The organism is Paenibacillus hemerocallicola (assembly GCF_006265175.1).
Taxonomy (GTDB): domain Bacteria; phylum Bacillota; class Bacilli; order Paenibacillales; family NBRC-103111; genus Paenibacillus_AB; species Paenibacillus_AB hemerocallicola.
In genome coordinates this window covers 39,516-59,823 of record NZ_VDCQ01000058.1, presented here as the reverse complement: position 1 = coordinate 59,823, position 20,308 = coordinate 39,516, and the positions used below count along the sequence as shown (strand labels likewise).

The 20,308-nt window shown below is 52.2% G+C and carries 18 protein-coding genes; 7 read left to right on the top strand and 11 right to left on the bottom strand.

The features are described from left to right. Nucleotides 1-32: 32 nt before the first annotated feature. The 6 genes from FE784_RS30520 to FE784_RS30495 form a co-directional block, all read right to left on the bottom strand. Nucleotides 33-860: an ABC transporter permease gene (locus tag FE784_RS30520; protein ID WP_139606047.1), complete on the bottom strand. Its 828-nt coding sequence runs from the start codon at nucleotides 858-860 to the stop codon at nucleotides 33-35. Beyond that, nucleotides 853-1,824: an ABC transporter permease gene (locus FE784_RS30515; protein WP_139606046.1), complete on the bottom strand. Its 972-nt coding sequence runs from the start codon at nucleotides 1,822-1,824 to the stop codon at nucleotides 853-855. The genes FE784_RS30520 and FE784_RS30515 overlap by 8 nt, the downstream gene beginning before the upstream one ends. 11 nt (nucleotides 1,825-1,835) lie before the next feature. Further along, nucleotides 1,836-3,380: an ABC transporter substrate-binding protein gene (locus FE784_RS30510; RefSeq protein WP_246132263.1), complete on the bottom strand. Its 1,545-nt coding sequence runs from the start codon at nucleotides 3,378-3,380 to the stop codon at nucleotides 1,836-1,838. Nucleotides 3,381-3,429: 49 nt separating this feature from the next. Continuing rightward, complete coding sequence (locus FE784_RS30505) at nucleotides 3,430-4,227, bottom strand: class I SAM-dependent methyltransferase (protein WP_139606045.1); 798 nt, start codon at nucleotides 4,225-4,227, stop codon at nucleotides 3,430-3,432. Beyond that, a complete protein-coding gene (locus tag FE784_RS30500) occupies nucleotides 4,217-5,008 on the bottom strand; it encodes a Rossmann-like domain-containing protein (RefSeq protein ID WP_246132262.1) in 792 nt (263 codons plus the stop codon). The genes FE784_RS30505 and FE784_RS30500 overlap by 11 nt, the downstream gene beginning before the upstream one ends. A 67-nt stretch (nucleotides 5,009-5,075) precedes the next feature. Beyond that, nucleotides 5,076-6,353, bottom strand: coding sequence for an ATP-grasp domain-containing protein (locus FE784_RS30495; protein ID WP_246132261.1), 1,278 nt, complete (start codon nucleotides 6,351-6,353; stop codon nucleotides 5,076-5,078). Nucleotides 6,354-6,580: 227 nt separating this feature from the next. Here FE784_RS30495 and FE784_RS30490 point away from each other — a divergent pair, with 227 nt between their 5' ends. Both FE784_RS30490 and FE784_RS30485 read left to right on the top strand, forming a co-directional pair. Continuing rightward, the gene (locus FE784_RS30490) at nucleotides 6,581-7,207 is read left to right on the top strand and encodes a transmembrane-type terpene cyclase (RefSeq protein ID WP_484217486.1); all 627 of its coding nucleotides are present in this window, start codon (nucleotides 6,581-6,583) and stop codon (nucleotides 7,205-7,207) included. Between the two features lie 293 nt (nucleotides 7,208-7,500). Next, entirely contained in the window at nucleotides 7,501-8,442 is a 942-nt protein-coding gene (locus tag FE784_RS30485) for an aminoglycoside phosphotransferase family protein (RefSeq protein ID WP_139606042.1), read from the top strand. Nucleotides 8,443-8,636: 194 nt separating this feature from the next. Here FE784_RS30485 and FE784_RS30480 read toward each other — a convergent pair whose 3' ends face one another. The 3 genes from FE784_RS30480 to FE784_RS30470 form a co-directional block, all read right to left on the bottom strand. Continuing rightward, entirely contained in the window at nucleotides 8,637-9,476 is an 840-nt protein-coding gene (locus FE784_RS30480; RefSeq protein ID WP_139606041.1) for a helix-turn-helix domain-containing protein, read from the bottom strand. Nucleotides 9,477-9,706: 230 nt separating this feature from the next. Further along, nucleotides 9,707-11,041, bottom strand: coding sequence for an ABC transporter substrate-binding protein (locus tag FE784_RS30475; protein ID WP_139606040.1), 1,335 nt, complete (start codon nucleotides 11,039-11,041; stop codon nucleotides 9,707-9,709). A gap of 60 nt (nucleotides 11,042-11,101) precedes the next feature. Next, complete coding sequence (locus FE784_RS30470; protein WP_139606039.1) at nucleotides 11,102-13,189, bottom strand: alpha-amylase family protein; 2,088 nt, start codon at nucleotides 13,187-13,189, stop codon at nucleotides 11,102-11,104. A gap of 169 nt (nucleotides 13,190-13,358) precedes the next feature. Here FE784_RS30470 and FE784_RS30465 point away from each other — a divergent pair, with 169 nt between their 5' ends. Together FE784_RS30465 and FE784_RS30460 are read left to right on the top strand one after the other, a co-directional pair. Then, a complete protein-coding gene (locus FE784_RS30465) occupies nucleotides 13,359-14,201 on the top strand; it encodes an AraC family transcriptional regulator (RefSeq protein ID WP_139606038.1) in 843 nt (280 codons plus the stop codon). A 330-nt stretch (nucleotides 14,202-14,531) separates the two neighbouring features. After that, nucleotides 14,532-16,349 carry a hypothetical protein gene (locus FE784_RS30460; protein ID WP_139606037.1) on the top strand — a complete coding sequence of 606 codons (1,818 nt, stop codon included), beginning with the start codon at nucleotides 14,532-14,534 and terminating at the stop codon, nucleotides 16,347-16,349. Between the two features lie 84 nt (nucleotides 16,350-16,433). Here FE784_RS30460 and FE784_RS30455 read toward each other — a convergent pair whose 3' ends face one another. Further along, a complete protein-coding gene (locus tag FE784_RS30455) occupies nucleotides 16,434-17,264 on the bottom strand; it encodes a phytanoyl-CoA dioxygenase family protein (RefSeq protein WP_139606036.1) in 831 nt (276 codons plus the stop codon). A 143-nt stretch (nucleotides 17,265-17,407) separates the two neighbouring features. Here FE784_RS30455 and FE784_RS30450 point away from each other — a divergent pair, with 143 nt between their 5' ends. From FE784_RS30450 to FE784_RS30440, 3 genes are all read left to right on the top strand, one after another. Further along, the gene (locus FE784_RS30450) at nucleotides 17,408-18,247 is read left to right on the top strand and encodes an AraC family transcriptional regulator (protein WP_176706640.1); all 840 of its coding nucleotides are present in this window, start codon (nucleotides 17,408-17,410) and stop codon (nucleotides 18,245-18,247) included. Between the two features lie 170 nt (nucleotides 18,248-18,417). Further along, nucleotides 18,418-18,831 carry an aspartate 1-decarboxylase gene (gene panD, locus FE784_RS30445; protein ID WP_139606034.1) on the top strand — a complete coding sequence of 138 codons (414 nt, stop codon included), beginning with the start codon at nucleotides 18,418-18,420 and terminating at the stop codon, nucleotides 18,829-18,831. After that, nucleotides 18,812-19,549 (top strand): YheC/YheD family protein, encoded by a 738-nt coding sequence (locus FE784_RS30440; RefSeq protein ID WP_139606033.1) that lies wholly within the window; start codon nucleotides 18,812-18,814, stop codon nucleotides 19,547-19,549. Before panD ends, FE784_RS30440 begins: the two co-directional genes overlap by 20 nt. 64 nt (nucleotides 19,550-19,613) lie before the next feature. Here FE784_RS30440 and FE784_RS30435 read toward each other — a convergent pair whose 3' ends face one another. Beyond that, a complete protein-coding gene (locus FE784_RS30435) occupies nucleotides 19,614-20,267 on the bottom strand; it encodes a FusB/FusC family EF-G-binding protein (protein WP_139606032.1) in 654 nt (217 codons plus the stop codon). Between the last annotated feature and the right edge of the window lie 41 nt (nucleotides 20,268-20,308).

The window sequence follows — 20,308 nt, the reverse complement described above, 5'->3', positions numbered from 1 at the left end:
TTGCGAAGCAAAAACGGACTTTGCATGCATCGCTATATCTCCGACTTTTCATAAGGATCCAGCCGATCCCGCAGCCCCTCTCCGATCAGGTTAAAAGCCAACACAGTAACAACGATAAAAAAGGCGGGCCCTATCAAAATGTGCGGAGCTTGCAAAAAATGATCGCGTCCATCCGCCAGCATGCTGCCCCATTCTGGAGCCGGAGGCTGCGAGCCCAATCCCAGGAATGAAAGGGCCGCAATGGAAAGAATCAGGCTGCCCAATTCAAAAGTCGCCAAAACGAGTACCGGACTGACCGCTCTTGGAAGCAATTCCTTAAAGAGAATGACCGCGCTTGTCGCACCGAGCACTTTCGCTGCAGCGAAGGACGTTTCATTTTTGGCATGCAAAACGACGCTGCGGGTCAAACGTGCGAAGGAAACCCACCATACCGACACGACGGCGATGAGAAGATGGACAAGACTCGTGCCGAATAAAGCGGCAATAACCATCGCCAGCACCATAAAGGGAAAGGCCATCAGCACATCTATAAGTCGCATCAGGACGATATCGATGATAGAGCCGTGAAACAGGCCGGCCACCAAGCCGGCCAATAGTCCGATCAAAAGGGCAGTGCAAAGAGCGAAGACGGACGATAATAAAGTGGTTTTCCCCCCGTAAAGGGTTCGGGCGAGAACATCCCTGCCAAAGCGATCCGTACCCAGAGGGTGTTTGCCGCTCGGTTTCTCCAGCCGTTCGGACGCATGCTGCTTCACCGGATCATGAGGGGTAATAAATGGCGCTCCCAATATGAGAATAGCCAATGTACTAAGAATAACGATGCCTGCAAACAGGCTGATCGGATTTTTGGAGTTACGCATAGGGTTGGGCTCCTGCTTCTCCTTCGCGATGGATTCGGGGATCTACGAGAGCATACGCGACATCGACGAATAAATGGATAAGGATCACTAACGAAACCATGACAAAAGCATAGCCCTGAATGACCGGATAATCTTTAAGCAAAATGCTGTCGAGCGCATACTTTCCGATGCCGGGCCATGAAAAAATGCTTTCGACGACGACTGCGCCGCTGATCAGTGCCGTAAAGGATAGCCCGCTCATCGTTATGACGGGAAGCAGAGCATTTCTTAAGGCGTGCCCCGCTACCCGCTTTCGATCCAGCCCTCTCGAAAGGGCTGAAAGTACGTAGATTCGGCCAAATTCGGACAGCATGTTCGCCCTCACGATTCGTATCAATTGCGGAGCGCCTATAAGGCCCAAGGTGACGGCGGGAAGCCACAGCCTCGCCAGTCCGGCTTCGCTGTTTATTTCGTAAACGCCCGCCGTCACCGCAAAAAAGGATAATAAAACCAACCCGATAACAAACGCCGGTGTGGAGGCGAGAGCGACGCAGGCAAATCGAATGATATTGTCATATGACTTACCCGCCTTAAGAGCGGAAACTGCTCCAAAGAAAAGTCCCAGCAAGACTTGAATGAGAAGCGCGGATACGGACAGCATGACCGTTGCGGGAAGTCGTTCCGCTATTTCCGAGCCGACCTGTCTTCCCGTATGAATGGAAGCGCCCAAGTCGAAATGCAGCAAACGTTCGATCCATGTTGCATACTGTACGACCCAGCTTCGATCCAGACCCAATTGTGCGCGCAGCTCGGCTACCTTCTCGTCATAGGCCCGCGTATCGGTCATGGCGACCTCAGTCGAGTGGCCCAGAAGCAATTCAACAGGATCGCCCGGAGCCAAACGAATCAACGCAAATATAAGAAGAGTCGCACAAAATAACGTAATGAAAGCTTCCGGCAGCTTCCGCAAAATCACCTTATACATAGGGATACCGCCTATTTCGGATCGAATGACAAGCTTGCATTCACTACATTCTCGAATTGTCTGAAGTGATCTTCAAATCCATGAAGCGTTTTGCTTACCGCGGTAATTTGCGGACGCGGGAATAAACTGATGACGGGCGCTTGCTGCGCGACTCTTTCATTGATTTTGATAGCCAGCTCGTGGCGCGCCGCCGGATTGGACGCTTCCGCCAATTGGGAGAGCAGCTTCTTCGTTTCTTCATCATTGTAGCCGCCAAAATTGGCGCTTCCTTCAGGCGCATATTGACCTGTCAATAAGGTGAGCTCGTCTCCGAACGTATTCCATGCTTCGATCGAGGCGTCCCAATCGCCGGATTTGCGAGCCGTCTGAATCAAGCTGTAATCGCCATGCTGTACGGCCGCTTTCACACCGATCTTGGTCCATTGGTTTTGCAACGCTTCTCCTAAAGCTTTATCGCCGCCCCAAGTCATCAAGCGCAAGGTTAAAGGATTGCCATCCTTGTATCGGATACCGTCGGAGCCCTTTTTCCAGCCCGCTTCATCCAACAACTGAGCGGCTTTTTCCGGGTCGGACTTGGCGTAAACCGCGTTTTTCGCTTCCGCATATGCGGGGTTGGAGCTTAACCAGGTCGTAACCGGGATACTTTGCCCTTCCGCGGCAAGAACGACCAGCTCGTTCCGATCGAGCGCCCACGACAGAGCTTGCCTGACTTTAACGTCGTTCAGCTGAGGTTTGCTCAGATTGAGATAGATGGTTTGCGTGTTGGCCGCCGGAGTAGCCGATAGCCTTGCCGCCTTGCTATCTTCAAATCGGGCCAAGCCTGTTGCGGGTATATTTAATGTCACATGGCTGCGCCCGCTTAATGCGGACAACACCCTCGTCTGCTCGTCGCTGATTTCCTCAAACACGATTTTGGGGATGACGGGGGCCTTCCCCCAATAGTTTCCGTTAATCTCCAGCGTCATTTTCTGTTTAGGGATAAACTCGACTACTTTATACATGCCGGTAAGATCCATCGTATCCGCAGCGTCATGTTTGGCCTCCGCATTGTGAATAACGGTCTGGTAGTAGGAAAGATTCAGCGGCACCTGCAGGTGGCTGCGTTTGGTCTTGACGCGTATCGTGTAGTCGTCCGACTTCGTAAAGGTCAAATCATCCAGGAAAGGCTTCGCTTGCAGATCGAGGGCTCTCGAGCGCTCCAATGAAGCGATCACCGCATCGGCATCAACCGCTTTTCCGTTCCAGAAGCGCGCTTTGGGTCTTAATTTGATCTGCCATGTAGTCGGATCAATCTCAGTAGCACTTTCCGCGAGCGAAGGCGCGACCGCACCCTTTGCGTCTACTTGAAACAGCGCTTCGGCGGCACCTATATTTCTTAAATAGCTTGAGGTGAGCGGCTTGACCGGATCCAGGCTTGCCGCAATTTCTTGACCCGCGACAACCAGTTGTTGATTTTTCGTATTAATCGTGCCGCTGCTTGTTGTGGCCTCTTTGCCGTCGCAGCCCATTACCGTTATGACCGCACCCAGTAACATGGCGAGGAACACCTTTTTCATCGTAACCTCCACTCCGCAACACTGCGGATGCATGAATTTCATAGATTTGCTATATCGCTTGCGCAATGACCTGCATTCGCGTTCCCAGCATGTCCTGGCTATAGTTTAGCGGTCGATCCGGCTCGTATGCGTCCACATGCGGCGCCGGTTGATCAAAAAGCCGCAGGAGGCGGAAGCCGCTTGAAGATAAATAATGCGCAAGCTCTTGAGGGAACAACAGCCGATGTCTTAAATGCTCGACGATGGGCTTATAGCCCGCAACTGTCCAGCAATAGTCCCGCTCCAGCATTTGATTGGCCGGATCGATACTGAAACGTGTCCGAAGAGAAACGACCGTATCGTTTACTTTTCTATGCTCGACCAGTTCTTCGGTAAGCCAGCGCTGTCCTTCCCCGGTAAGGAAAAAGGCGGCATTTCGCATGTCCAGATAAAGGAGCCCTCCTGCATGCAAATGATTTCGGAAACATTGCAAGCTTGCGAGCACCTCTTCATTCGTGAAGTTGTACAGAAATGTACTTCCTACGCAATAAAGCGCATCAAACTGCCGCTCCAGTGAAAAGTCGGCCTGATCGCCATAAACGAACGGCAATCCGGGATACTGTTCTTTGGCCCAGGAAAGCATCTCTTCCGAGTTATCCAGACCTACAGCTTCGTATCCGGCACGATTCAGATACGCCACCTCGCGCCCCGGTCCGGATCCGATATCCAGCACCTTCTTCCCGGCCTTGTATTCGATCAACAGCGTATGTATGAAATGCGCCATGCTTTGGTCATGCTCCCCGTTAAATGCCAAATAGAGCGAAGGATTCGTATGCAGGAAGTTATCCGTGTCGGTTTTATAATTCATATGCGTCTCCCTTCTCCTTCCCGCTCGTGTAGCAATAGAGCTGCGATGCGGCGGCACTGAACTGAGTGAACGGGAAGGGCTCCGCAATAAGCGCAGTGACGCCTTTACCCATAAATTGCGCCGCAATGGCACTGCCGGTTTGCGCATAGACGATCAGCGGAACCTTTCTTTCCCCGACACGCTCCAGGATGCGGTCAAACGTCCCGTTGCCCAACGTCATGGCCGTGCAAATGACACTGTCGGCACGATCCAGAACTCTCTCCATATCCGGTTCGACAGCTTCTCCCCACTGTGTTTCTTGAAGCTGCAGATCGCAAGGCAAACAAATTCCCCCGCGCTGCTGGATGGCCTCGACCAGAGGATTGACCACGCCAATTAGGGCGACTTGTCGAGATGCTTGAATGTCGGCCATATCCGCGATAAGGGCATCGCGTTGCTTTGCTTTTTCAATGGGCGTTCCCGCGGGAATCTCGAAGACCTCGGTACAATGGTTGGAGTGCGGATAAACGACTCCAAGATAAGCGTCCATTGCCGCAATTTGTACGGGGAGCCTCTCGTCTCGCAGCACCGTATCGAGAAAAAGCCCGGAAAATTGGACTGCAGCCGCCATATCCAGTTGATCCGCCGTATGAGAGCACGCTCCGAAATAAGCTTCCACTCTCAGCAGCAAGTAATAATTGTGATATTTGATCATGGAGGATGGGAACTGGGTGGTTTGGTAAATAGAAGAGGATCCCGTGACCGATAAGATATCCGGCCTGGGGCCAAGCTTGCCTTCCAATATGGCTTCTCGCAAATCGGTCACGGAGTACCGGGCACGCGTTTGCATTCGTTTCACACACTCCCTTTCAGGTATCAAAACTCAGTATCAATCGATCAAGCGCTTTTTCCGCGTACAATCTGGCGTTTAACCCTACTGCGTCCTCCGTAACCACGTGACCCAAGTAGCAGGCATTGTCGATCGGAGTCTCGATAAACTTTCCTGTACAATTCTCAATCTTGTAGCGGACAACATGCTCATCCGACTCGAGCGATTCAATCCCCTGAGTGCGAGTAAGGGTACCGCTTCGAGGGGGGACGAGGAACATGACGGCCGCACTGGCAATACCGCAGTCCTTTGCGGCGAGAACAGGTTCCATGCCTAATGAGAGATCGACGAACGCTTGAAGTAAATCGATGCCCGTGACGCGTTGGATAAGCTCTACGATATAATTCCCGGCCGTTCTTGGATTGATTTCGACGATCCGAGGGCCTTCGGCCGTGAGCTTCACTTCCGTATGGGCGATACCGTGATCGAAGCCTGCGGCTTTCAGCGCGTCCCGAACAAACTGTGTCACCGCTATTCGCGTCTCATCGCTCAGCTTTGCCGGGAACATATGGCCATTTTCGATGAAGTAGGGAGTCCCTGTAACGGATTTGTCCGTGATGCCCAATATCGCCGTCTCGCCATAATACGAAACGCTTTCTACGCTAACCTCCTCGCCATTCATATATTCCTCAAGGAGATAAGTGCAGTCTCTTTGCTGATCTCTAAAATTGAGCGGGAAAGCTTCAAGGGCTTGATAAGCGCCTTGCAACTCCTTGCCATTTTGAATAAGGCTGACAAATGCACTGGAAGCCAGGTCTACCGGTTTTAAAACCAGAGGATAGCCGATGGCGGCAGCAGCTTCTTCCGCTTCAGTCCAACTGTTCGCGAGACGATAGTTCGGGTTTGACAGACCGGCCCGGTCCAGCGCTTGGCGCATGAGATGTTTTTGCCGCACTGTTTTCACTTCGGCCGGGAAAGGGCAAGGGAGGTTAAACGCTTTGGCCACCTCTCTCGCGACCTCGATGTAGTAATCGCAGACCGTAATGACTCCATCGAAACGATAGGGCTTCAGGAATTCGATCAAGCCGGGAATATCGTTCGTTTCGGTGACGAGAACCGAATCGGCATAGCCCAGTACAGGATGCTTCTCCGTACTGTGCGCGCTTTGATAATGCTCGGGCTTGCGGGTAACGAAGGTATACTTGTGTCCCAGCAATTGCAGGAGAGGCGGCAGCAGGTTGCCGCTTGCTCCTACCCAACTCTCGATCATCATAAGATGTGCCATAGCAAACCTCCGGTAAATAATAATGGTATTCATTCTCAATTAGTGCTTCCAAGTGGCAGCCTTCACATCCGGTTCATCGTGTAAACATGTGCAGACCTCCTTTATTCGTAATTTTTACTAATTGAAAAGAATATACAATACAATTCCATCCAGTGTCAATCATTTGCAACAAAGAAAAACAATAGCGAATGAGACTCATAACTTTACCATGTCCTTCATATCGTCTAATAATTTGACGAACTAGGATGTGACAAGCGTTTATGGAAAGCCTCCTCCCTCTTCGAATGAATCTCCTTCTTGTCGCCGTATTCTTCTTTTGGTCGATTACTTATCTATTGATTATTTGGAGAAGCTTCCGCGACCGGACATGCGGTATGCCTTTTGCAGCCCTATGCGCCAACATTACGTGGGAATTCGCTTACTTGTTCGTGTTCACCCACGGTTTTCCCCGAAATGCGGCGACCGCCGTATGGCTTGCTTTGGACTGTGTAATCCTGATTCAATTCGTTAAATATTACCGCGGGATAGGGTCAACGGCTAAGCTCAAGTACGCGGTTCTTGCGTTTTCCTTGTTAATCGCCTTTCTCGTACAAGTTGGGGTGACCGTTGATTTTAATGATCCGGAAGGGAAATATACCGGATTCGGGATTAATTTGATGATGTCGATTCTGTTCATTGGCATGCTGCTCTCCCGGGGAAATGCCGGGCAATCCGTGTCCATCGGGTATGCGAAGATGATTGGTACTTTTTGTGCCTCGCTCGAGTTTTATACCCGGTATCCGGAGTCCGTGCTGCTGACTCTGCTCTATGTGCTGATCCTGCTGCTGGACGTCATCTACATCTATTTGCTCTATACGCGGCCCGGAAAGCCGACGCCAATCATTTGATTATATTTAATCCCATTAATTAAAAAAAGCCGCAATTGCAGCGACTTTTAATGGGATTAAATATTATGCGGACGAACGCCTCAATCTTCCCTTAAGTCTATGGGAATGACCATATTCCATGTATTCCGGATAACGGCGAAGCCCCTTTGTTAATCTAGTTTGTAAACCATTGTTCCATAATACAAAACCATACTTTTTCTAGCCTTGCTATTCAAAAGAGAGGTTGCTGGAATGGATCGTTTTTGTGTGATACAATTTCCCGTATTAGTTACAGATTTTTACTGGGGGAACTTATGAACCATTTAAAAACCGTTCTAAAAGATCATTATGATATAGTAATGACAAACGTCTCGCCTCAGCAAGGCGGTTGGGCGGCGCTCGCTTATAAAGTGTTTGACGGCAATCATGCCTACTTCCTGAAGGTTTATGAAAAAAGCAGGGCTTCCACTCCGAAATGGACGGCACTTATCGATAAGTACGTGCCTATCCTGGTTTGGCTCCTGCATAACAGCGGCTTGACAAATAAAATACCCGTACCTCTTCCAACAAAGAATGGCGAATACAAGTGTGAAGACGAACATGGAATTTACTTGCTGTACGAATATATTGACGGAGAAACAATCGGAGATAAAAATTTAACAGCGGACCAAGTTTGTCAACTCGCGGATATCATAACGGAGCTTCATTCATATGGAGAGAAACTCCCGCTTGAGACGGATTCCATCGAGGAAAATTATGATGTCCCGTATTGTCTGCAACTGAGCGACTTATTGGATAAGGATTATCGAGATCTTCCCGACGAGTTGAAAAAAGCCATACATCCTCATCTTAAACAACTTAAAGATCTGGTTCATACTATCGAAGAGCTGTCCGCACGATTGAAAAAAAGCAATTTAAAAATGGCGTTATGCCATACGGATATTCACAATTGGAATTTGATGCAATCCGATCGACAGCTGATTTTGATCGACTGGGAAGGGTTGAGATTGGCACCTGTCGAAGCGGATCTCATGTTTTTAGTCGACAAGCCTTACTACGAGGAATTCGCAACCCTTTATCGGAAATCCCATAAAAATTTTGAAATCAACCCCGATGCCCTGCAATTTTATAAGGGCAGACGCGAGTTGGAAGATATATGGGAATTTATCGAACAGCTTTTATTCGACAAGCAGGATGATCATCAAAGAGCCGGTACGCTAAAAAGCTTAAAGGAAACGCTGACCCTTCTTTCCTGAGACAATTTGCCGAGAAGCTCCCCGAACGTTCCGCTTCACTGCAAGAAACGATAGAATCACTTCGACGAGCAGAGGCAAATGCCCTCGATTATTATTCGGATAGCGTATTTGAGGGTGAACAGAGCCGGGGGATTTCGTTCCGATTTGAAGAAAGAGAATTTCTCAATAAAACACATTTGAGGCTAAACCTGCAATTACGCTTTCCTGTACTCCCGTGGCGGCATGCCTGCATGGTTCGCGAACACTCTGGCGAAATAGAGCGGATCTTGATAGCCGACCTCACGAGCGACTTCGGACACCGTCAGATCGCTGCTCTGCAAGAGCTGCTTCGCTTTGTCCAGCCTGATCTTCGTAATGTACTGCGTCGGCGTGCAGCCCGCGACCTTTTTGAACATGACGGAGAAATAGCTTGTCGATAGCGTTGCCACTTCCGCCAGCTCCTCTCTTTCCAATGGCTCGGCGTAGTTGCTTTTAATATATTCCATGCTTTTGGCAATGGCGCGGCGGACAAGGTCGCCTTCGTTTCTTTGCGAGTACAGCTTGCGCACCTCGTTGATGATGTCCAGGAACATCAGCCTCGCCTGCCACTCGTAATCCCCGTCCTTCTTATGCCAGACATCGTATAGGCGCTTCATAGGAACGGTAAAGTTCTCGACGTCGGCCGTTTGTGTCACAACAGGCAGAGGCATGCCGCTCTCCTGCGGGTCTAGACAGGTGACGGTGCTGCCGTCCCACTCGATCAGTTTGTAGTCGTAATGCACGGAATAAAACTGCATCGGCTGCTCCGACGTATAGGTGAGTTGGCACCTGCTGCGATGCGGAAAATAAAACACGGAACCGACAGACAGCGGATGATGGACTCCGTTAATGCTCACCATCCCCTCCCCATGGGTGACAACCATGAAATTTCGCAGAAATGTCTTTTCGTACATGACCGAACGAGTCTCCTTGCCCTGTATTTGCCAAAAATTGCGGTCGCGCCACAGCACTCCGATAACCCGCGGATGAAATCGCGAGAAGAAGGCATTGTCCATAAACGATTCCTCCTGTTCCGTAAAACTATTATAGCCGCTTGGCAATGCGGAATAAATAGAATATTAAATCGAAATATGGAAGAATGATTGATGAAATGCGTACCCTGATATCGCTAACTGAAAGGGTGAGGTAGTCAAGGAATGGCAAGAGCTTGATCGAAGCTCCAAAAAAGGTAAGCGCTTCCTCATCCGGAAGCGCCTCTTCCCCGCCCATTCACATATGGCGAAGTCTATTTGTTTTTTTCCCTACGGATCGTTTCGTCGAGCAGCTCATTGTTTTCTCGCAGCACCGTATTGATATCCTTCGATCCTTCCAGCACACCCGAGTACACCTTCGCCAGCTGCGTTTGTCCGAGATCGTCGTAAACCGAAACTTCTTCGTCAGGAAACGGCTTCACGGTTGTAATCGCTTTCGTATTTTTCCCCTTCAATGCCGGCACGCTTTCCCCGAAGACGCCTCTTGCGGCAGCGCTTGTCATCGCGGGAACATAAGCATTTTTGCTGATATAGGTCTGGGCCTCCTCGGAAACCAGGAATGACAGCACCTCGAAGGCCGCCTCCTTCTGCTTCGACGTCGAGGAAATCCCGAGCACGAAAGCCTTCTTCTTCATGCCGAAGCCTTCGCTTCCTTTGAAGTAAGGGTAAGTAACCATATCCCAATTTATCGGGTTGCCGGCCTTCTCCGCCGCGACGATGTTCGACAGCTGATTCCGATACGACAGCACGGCAAGCGAGCGTTCCTTGAAAAAGGCATCCAGCCAATTTTGGGTCGACCACGAGGACGGCCGTTCCGCTCCGGGAATATCGTAGAACTGTCGCATCAGCTTGAACAGATCGAGCCAGCCGTTGGAGGTGAGGCTTGCCTTGTCCGTCTTCGGGTCGACCGGGAGCAGTCCGTTGCCGCCCCAGCGAAACGACGAAGCGTCCACGCCTACATATTGCACGCCGTCCGCTTTGCGGGTAAGCTGTCGGCTCAAGCTGTAGTAGTCCTCCCAGTACATTCCGTCCTTCGGATACGGGACGGCAAGATAGTCGAAAATGTCTTTGTTGTAATAAGTGACGCCTGAAAAATCGGCGTAGTACGGCAGCGCGATCATGCTCCCCTTGCCCATTTTCCGAATATCGTTGATCATGTACGACTCGTATTTGCTCAAGTCGATTTGGTGACGCTTGATGGACTCGGACAAATCGTACTGCACCTCGAGCGGCATGAATCTGCGCTGAAACCAAGTGGCGGATGCAAACATCAGGTCGGGGAAGCTGCCCGACGCGACCAGCTCCTCCGGATTCGAGTCTTTCACCTTGATGACCTGCAGCTTCGTGTTCGGGTATTTTTTGTTGACCAGCTCGACCATCAGCTCGTCGCCGGCTCCGTCGTCGTTCAGCAACGTCAGCGTTTGCGGCATGTCGACCGTTTTCGGCTTGGGCGGATCGGTCTCGACGCCCATTTTCCCTTTTCCCTCCGTCCCGTCACCGTTCCCGGAGCAGGCGGCGAGCAGGAGCAGCGCGGCCGTCGCACCGGCCAGAAGCCATAGCTTTGCTTGTTGATGAGCGTTCATTTCCATTCGAAAATCCCCCTTAACGTATTTGTACAAAAAGTGGATCGTCCCGTGTCGTATATCGCGCTATCGATTCAAGACGATGACGGCGTGCTGCTCCAAGCTGTCCAGCGTGATGCAAGTCTCCGTCTCCTCCCGCTGAATTCGGACTGTTCCTCCGGACGGGGAGTACGCCGTTTGCCAAGACTCGGTCAGGCGGATGGAAATAGGCCGGGTCGGCGTAAAATCTTCGGGATATATGGCGCTATTGCCGTTCGCCGGCAAATGCAGCAAGCTTTGAGGCATATTCAGCAAATGAAACACCGTCCTTCCTTCCTGCTCCCACCTCGTAACGACGACATTCGCCGGAGCATCGGTGCGGAACGGCCGCTCCAAATGCCGGCCCAATATGGCTCCGACGGCTTCGCGCGTACGCAGGCTCGGATGCTCGGCATACCCCGCTCCCACATTGGAGGCGAGCCATACCGCAGCGCCGTTTCCATGCGATTTTCTAACGATAGCGTCGCCACTGTGCAGCGGATTCGTGTTTGCCGCAATTCCGTCCGGGCTCCAGCTGTGCCGCGGCATCGGCTTCCGGTATCGGCCCGCGGCAAGCACCTCGCCCCCCTCCGTCCGCATGAGCATCGCCGTCCCGGTCAACATGCAGCTGGAGGGAATGCCCGAAGCGAGCAGCCCCGGGTCGCGGATATCCAACAGCGGTCTGGAAGGAGCGGTATCTCGCCCTTTTATGCCGAACCATTCATCCAGCGCACCGCGCTTCCGCTCCTCGCCCAGCTCCGTCAATATGCCGCAAGCGCCGGATAGCAGCACAAATCCGCCTCTTTCCACATACTGTTGCAAATGGGCCGCGGAAGCGTCGGACAAACAGCGCACATCCGGGAGTATTACTGCTTTGAACCGGTTCAAAAAGTCCGGTGTAAGCATGTTGTCGAGCAAAATTTCGGTCGGCCAATGAAGCGAATTGAGCAGATTGTGCATGCCGTGCACCGCTTTCCACGTCTGCCATGCATCCGGGCACCCATCATCCTTCACATAGGCGTAGTCCTTCGTCGCCCCTGACAGCACGAGCGCAATGCACCGCTCCGGCTCTCCGCCCACATATTCGGCTATCGGATCCAAAGCCGCCGACAATGCCGACATCAGTTCCGCATACGACGACGGTGGCGCCTCAAACCCGAAGCTGGCGTAGCCCCCGGCCGTCGCGCTGCAGCGCGCATGGAACAGCATGCTGGCCGGCTCCGGCTCCGGTACGTCAGACGCATGCTGGGCCGCGTCGCGGAAATAGTCCCACACCTCCGTCGGGTAATTGTCGTTGAGCGCCCGCAGCGTTCGATGCTGCAGCAGCAGCTGGTAAGGCTTCGAGCAAGATTCCGAGGCGATCATCGCATCCATCGGCATGCGTCTAAGCGGAGAGCCGCTCCTTTCGTCATGACCGATCCGGTTGAAATAGTTCAGCGCGATGATCGCATTCTCCTTACGTTCCCGTATATACCGGCTAAGAGATCGCCAATACGCGGTGAAATCGTCATATCTCCAGTCGGCGAACCGGCGAAAGCCCGCATTCCGGTAATCGACCGTCTCCGGTACGGATTGCCCGGTAGCCTGCCGGTACTTGTCGGTGCAGTAGGAGCAGCGGCACGCCATTCGCCCGCTATGATCGCTGTGCATATAACAGCCGTCGAACCAGATGCCGTCAAAGCCGAGCTCGCCGACTACTTCCAGGCAATATTGCTTCAACAATTCGCCGTAAGGCGAGTTGTAGCAGACGAAATGATCGTCTCTGGTCGATCGGCCGGCCTTCTCCTCTCCGAAATAGCGGAACCGCCACTCCGGATGCTGTGCGGCCGCAAGCGGCGCGGTGTTTAAATATTCCCAGCTGAACATCGCGATGCCCCGGTCGTGCGCTTCCTCCACTAGCCACCGGTACAATTCGGTGTCGGCATCCTCCCGGAACGGCAGCGCTTTGCTGCGAAACAGCGGAATCGATCCTCTTGCCGCCACGCTGTACCACCATGCTTTCACTTTGCGCGCGTACAGCAAATCGAGAACATCCTTCAGCTCCTCTCTTTTGTGCAAATCGCGCTGCGGTCTGAATTCGATCCGGTATGGTGTAAGCGCATACCCGGCTCCGTTTCTTTTTGCCAGAATGTTCATGATCGCTTCCCGCCTTATGGTTATGAAAGTTGTGCCACTACTTCAAGTGTACTCGCGCCGCGTTGGTCTGAACATGTCAGAGTCAACACATCTTTTGTGAAAATCGCTTCTCGGTATTATAATACAAGTAACCAAGAAACCGTTATCACAACGAAAGGAATCGTGGCGCATGACCAATTATTTAAATGGCATGACCGTGCACTTGCTATGGCTGGCCAATAAGATTACGTTCAAAGGCTGGCAGGATATTCGTCAGACGAAGGGCAACCATACGTTTTACTGGGTCTATGGAGGCGAGGGGATTTTCCGGACCGACCAGACGCATCTTGTCGGCAAAGGCATGCTCGTATATATGCCGCCCGGACAAGAGCTGCACATGCAATCGAGCAACGACGACCCGCTAGTCATGATGATCGCCCGGTTCGAATGCATCGTCAGCCGGTACTCGGAGCCTGAGCGAACGTGGATCACGGAGCCGTTGGAACGTCTGGGGCTGCCGTACTTGAGACTTTACGAGGGCGAGCGAGCGATGAAATTCAATCGTCTGTTCGAGGAGCTGGTCCGCAACTGGGTCCCGACCAGGGAGGGAGGCGCGCTGTTGTCCAAAAGCCGATTGCTGGAAATTTTGGAGCTCGCCCACCGCGAAGACCCCGTGGAGCAAAGCGACGATCCGGCATTACGCGCCTTCCAACAGATCAAGACGATATTGGAAGAACAATTTCATACGCCATTGCAAGTATACGAGCTGGCGATAAAGCATTCGGTCTCGCCCTCGTACTTGCGCAAAATGTTCAAAATCCGTCTCGGCCTGAGTCCGAAGGCTTACCTGGAGAAAATACGCAACGATCACGCAATCCGCTGCCTGTCGTATTCCGATGCGCCTGTGCGGATTGTGGCGATGTCCTGCGGATACGGCGATGAATTTCAATTCAGCAAAGCGTTTAAAAAAACGAACGGCTGCACGCCTACCGCGTTCCGTGCAAGGCAGACCGCCCGATTGCAGACGACATGAACGGGAGAAGCGATCGCTGTACCGGAATTGAAAACTAGTTGCGCCCCGTGATCGGGGCTTCCCTGACACAACCGATTTCTGAGCCGTCCTATCGGATAACGCTTGTAGTAGCCGCCTCGAAATCGGCCATGAGCCGATCGGACATCTTGGCGCTCCGCTCCCTATTTCTCAGCGAAAATATTAATTATTGACGGATTGGCCGTTTTCGATTATATATAAGATGGTCATACCATAATACTTTACGTTTTGACGAGCAAGGATACGAAGCGGCAATGTAGTTTTGTTCAGAACTCATTCATTTTTGCGTAATTTCGGGAAAGGGGCTCGATCATGATTGATTCTATGACGGTAAGAGGCGATCGGCTTGTAGAGATACGACTGTCCGATCGGGAACGGGAAAGGCTCATCAGCTGCGAAGCAAGCTATGCGATCGAAGGGGATCCTTGGCGGCCTGCGGCTATTTACCCCGACTTGAGCGGCGATTTCGCGCTCGATGGCAGCTATTACGTTTGGAACCAGGCCGTGACGATGGGGATCGTCCGTTTGACCGCGGACATGGAGGCGATTTACTGGAACTGTTATCTTAATGTCGGCACCTTCACGGGAAACGCTAGACTGAGACTCGTTTTTATGACGGAGGACGGCGAGTACGAGGAGGAACGAAGCGTCAACCTGGAGCAGACGGGCGTCGTTTATTTAAACGATTGGTCTCGCTATTTGGGCAGCGACGGGGTCGAGAGTCCTCGCGAGGGGGATGGGAAATGGAAGATCGGCAAAGGTCGGACCGGTCCTTATGTCGGAATGGCTTTTCACGAGCAGCTCCCTCCGATCCGAATCCCGGTACAAGTCGAAGGATGGTACGACATTTATTTCGGTACGGCGGGCGGCTGGCTGAGATTTATGGCCCGTGCGGGCGATGCCCCCTTCAACCGGGTCATGACGCCGCACCTGACTGCCGGCCACCATGCCGGCAAGGTCGATCAGGAACTGCTCTGGACAAGGTGCTATCTCCGGAACGATTGGATCGAAATCGCCCAGCTCCAAGAGACGGCGGTATCCCATTACGATTTCGGACGAATATCCTATATGAAGCTGGTGCCTGTCGACGCGCCCGTTCTTGCCGGGGCAGGATCGGAAGTGCATTCCGGCCTCCGGGCTGAGAACGGAGCCGGAGCAGATGCCGCCGTTCCCCGCTCCGGAGAGCTGATCCTGTATTACGAGCCCTATTCGTACTCCTTGCACGGCTTTCATGACGGCGCTTCGATGAACGGAGTCATGCTCGAGGAGTTTCTTCGTCTTCGCCCGACCGAGATTTCGTGCCAGACGATCCGTATCGGCATGAAATCGCTGCATCACAGCCGTCATGTGGAAAGATTGAACGAAGCCGCCGTCACCGATTTCAAAACGACGATCGACGATCCGGTGAAGCTGGTGGCGAATTGTGATATTTTACGCGAAACCGCCTCGTATATTCGCGGCCGGAACGTTCGTTTGACGGCGAATATCGGCATGAATCGACCTTATTTGTGGAACAAACCTTTATCCGAGGCTTTTGTCAGGAACAATCCCCGCTTGGTCAAGGATGGCGACCTCGATTACGGCGATCCCGAGGTTCTTCGGTACGCGCTGCTCATTATAGAAGAAATTGTGCAAGACTACGACGTCGACGGGTTAGTCTTCGATTATATGAGGCATTTCAAAAACCAGACGGTCGAATCGCTGGTCGAAACGATCTCCGCCACCAAAGCCTATATGCGACGGAAAGAACAGCTCACCGGCGCCAAGCTGGAGCTAAAAGTAAGAGTGCCTGCCGATCAGGCGGTCTATTACCGCGCGTTAAAAATTTGCGCGGCGCGAGGCGACGTGGACGGCATTATTCCCTCCAATCTGCTGACGAGCGAGCCATTGCCGCCAATCGGCCACTATATGCGGCTAAAGCACGATACCGGGGTTAAAGTCTACGGCTGCATCGACGGCTGGAAGCGCTATTTGGCAAGCGATCCGCGCGCTGGCGCCATGTTGATGCCGCATTCGCCGAGCGACATCGTACGCTATGTCGCTGCATACGACGAGCTCGGCGTGGACGGCATCTTTGTGTACCAAGCCGACGAGCTTACGGGAAATCCGTACTTGAACAAACTGTTCTGACGGCCCTCCCCCGGCTGCACAATCGGAAGCAAGCCCGGCATGGAGCATTTCCGGCCGGGCTTGCTTCTTTATGAGGCAGGCTGTTCAACATTCGGCGCCTGTCATTTCATTGGTGAACATACGCTTGTATTCCTGCGGAGACAGCTTGGCTGCGCTCTCGCAAGCATAATGGAATTGAAGCGCGCGCCGGCGTTTGTCCGACGTGTTGTTCGGCGTTCCGTGGAACAGCAGTCCATGAAAAAATAACGCGCCTCCCGGTTGAAGAGGTACCGCGATATTCCGCTCCACGGGGATGCCGGTGTCGCATAGCTGCCAGTCGCGTATGGCATAATGAGGCGTGGCCCCTTCCCTGTGCGACCGCGGGATGACATGCATGCAACCGTTATCGAGCCCTGCCTCGTCCAGCGCGATCCATACCCCGATTACCGCCTTGTGATAAGCCAGCGCTCCGTATGCCATATCCTGGTGCCACGGCTTCTCCCCGCCGCCGGTCGGCGGTTTGAGCAGCGCCATGTCCTGCACGAGAACCGGTTTCTCCCCCAGCAGCTTCTCCACGATAGCCACAATATGCGGATGGTGCGCGATACGGCGCAGCTGCTCGTTGTGATTCACATACTCGTGCACTTTTCTGACCGTCATCTCGCGCTCGGAATCCGTTTGCAGCTCGGCTTGCGACTTCGTGAACTGGATCTTCGCTTTCGTCTCCCGATCGAATACGATGTCCATGATCGAATCGATCGATTGTTGGACTTCAATGCCAGTGATCAGATCGGACACGGCCAAAAATCCCAATGATTTGTATGCGGCGCGGGCTTCTTCGCCGATGTGCGACGGATTCGGCAACGGTTCGTGAATACCACGATGCCTGTACAATCTTTCATTGATCTTATCCGGGCTTTCCTGCATATTGCTCATGCGCGTTACCTCCTTGTCGGTATAGTCCGAGTATACCGGGAACCGTGTTTCTTCTGAATGGAGTTATGCTAGAATGATTTGTAGGAAAATGCATATCTCGTTTTTCATACGAATCGCATCCCGGCACTTGTGGAGGAATAATGATGAATGTCGATCATAGCTTTCCCTTAATCGGCTTGAATTTCGAGAATGGCGGTAGAATGGGCAAGGCGCGCTGCGAGCCCGGCTGGGGCTGGCGCGTCGATCGCATGCCGGATTACGATTTATGGTACGTCCTTTCCGGCTGCGGGAGTATGAGGATTAATGGCGAATCGTATCCGATCAAGACCGGCTGTTGCTTCATCTTGCGGCCGGACGATCGTGTTCAAGCGGATCAAGATCCGGATGATCGGCTAAGCGTCGTCTATATCCATTTTCGATTATCGGTTGCCGATGGGGCTTCGTGCCCGCTTCTGCCGCGTCTCGTGGAAATCGACGACAAGAACCGTTTCGAGAGCCTGCTCAACCGGCTGCTGGAGCTGGGCGATACGGCTCCCCTTTGGTCGGACACCGAATTCGATTGGACGATCAAGCTGCTGCTGCTGGACATATATCGGCTCGACGGAATGGTCGGAACGAAGGAACGAGCCTCCTACAAGCATAAACAGATCCTCCATCGATTGATCGACCTGCTCAGGCAAAATATCGGAAATCGTCCGGATTACGACGAGTTGGCCGAAGCCGTACATTTGTCCAAACGGTATGTAAGCTTGCTGTTCAAACGGCATACCGGCAAATCGCTCAAACAATATGTGACGAAGCTTAGAATGGACCGGGCGCGCGTGCTGTTGGCGGAGACGACGATGACGGCCGCCCAGATCGCGGAGGCTGTCGGTTATGCGGATCTGTATGTTTTCAGCAAAATGTTTAAAGAGGTGCACGGCGTGGCGCCGACCTATTACAGAAAACGAACGCCTCCCGGCAATTCGCACGGATCGGGCTGAGGCTACGCCCAACCTCCCGCATCCTTCACGATGGATTGCCGAATTTCCCGCCTAATTATCGCAAGAAATTCCGGCAATTGCCCAAACGTTCCTCCGCTTTTGCACATAGTGTGGGTTAGAGTGACTCGCTAAACGAACTTACCAGTCGAATGAGAAGGGATTATTCGCATATGAAGAGACTGATGTGCAAAGGAAAGATCCATCGGGCGACCGTGACCGAGGCAAGTCTCGATTACGTAGGAAGCATTACGATCGATTCCCTCTTGATGAAAACGGCGAACATCCACCCCTACGAAATGGTTCAAGTGACCAGTCTTCGCAATGCGACACGCTGGAAGACGTATGCGATACCGGCGCAGGAAGGCTCGGGGAAAATATGTCTGAACGGTCCGCCCGCCCATTTATTTCAGCCGGGGGATCTGGTCATTATTTTGAGTCTCGGTCTGTTCGATGAAGAGGAGCTGAAGCATCTTGCTCCGAGAGTCGTCTTCGTGGATCCGGATAATCGAATAACCCGGTACGAGGATCATCCATTATTCAATGCCGCGGGGGAAGTGAATTGGCATGAGCTACAACCGAGATAAATTAACGAAGTACAGCTTATTGGCAAAATCCCCCGTTTTGTTTTCAGCGCTTCCGAAAACTCGCTCCATGACAAAGCGCCATTTCCGTTCTCTCATAAAACGGTATGATAAAGTGATCGTGAAGCCTTCCGGAGGCTCCGGGGGAGTCGGCGTCATTTCCGTTTCTTCCAAGGGCCGCAAAAGATTCAAGATCCACCATGGGACAAAAAAGAAAACGATATCCGGTCTTTCGCCCGCTTACTCGTATATCCGTCGCAAGACCAAAGGGGCCTCTTATATCGCCCAGAGAAAAATCGCTTTGGCGCGTGTGAACGGGAGACCCTTTGACGCACGGGTGATGGTACAGCGGAAGAAGGGCTCCGGGTGGGTATTGACGGGGAAATTGGCGAAGATCGCAGGGGCCGGTTATATCATTACGAATATTGCGCGAAGCAAAGGCGAAGTCGTTCCTTTATCTGCTGCTATTCGCAAATCCGACATTCACGGGGCATCCGTCAGCCGCATACAGAGCCGAATGGACAGGATTGCTTTAAGAACGGCCGAGCAGCTTCGAAAATATTACCGGATTCGTACGCTCGGACTTGATGCGGGAATAGATCGGAACGGGAAGGTTTGGATCATCGAAGCGAACTTCTCTCCGTCCAAATCGTTGTTTTTGAAGCTGAGGGACAAATCGATGTACAAGCGGATCGTCGGGTTTCATAAGAAACGAAGTTAATCTTGCTGAACGCAAAGAAGGCTGCCGAAATAGTCGGACAGCCTACTGTCGTTATTCAATTCGATTAGCCCACCACATCATGAATAAATTTTTCCAATGCGGATACTTCCATGATGTTTTTGTTGCAGGCGTCGCTGTTCACACACATATAGTTCCCGATCGCCTTGTAGTAATCAGGCGAAGCGCTAGCCGGTCTCGTCTTCGTGATTGCCGAAAATAACGCGACCTCTTCATGCCGATTGCACAAAAAGCATATGCCTTTCTTATTCGCGGGGGTATATTTCCCTTCGACGCCGACGAGTTGACCGTTCAACCGGTAGACGATGAACAATTTATTCGTCGCGATGTCGGTCCAGCCGACATAAGTGACATAGCGGTAATCGATAGCGTCCAGCTCGGGCACCTTAAGTTTTTTGTTTTTGGGGAACAGCTTCTGAAGCTGTTTTTCCGTCACTTTCTCGAATTCCGCCAAATAAGGTTCCAACGATCGCAAGTATTGCTGGAACTCTGCCGCCGTATTTAACGTCGATATGTTCCCCAACGTTTGCTTCATAAGCTCCGACGCATCCGGGAACGCCTCTAAAACTTTGGATAAGGCGCTATATCTTAACGATTCGACCACTTTCGGATCGGAAACCGTGTTGCAGGCATGCAACAGCAGATCGGCCTGCTTCTTGATCCTATTATATTGATGGTTTCTAATAAATGGTTTGTTCATCGCTTCTCAGCCCCTTATTTTTTATGAAAAGAAATAAGGTG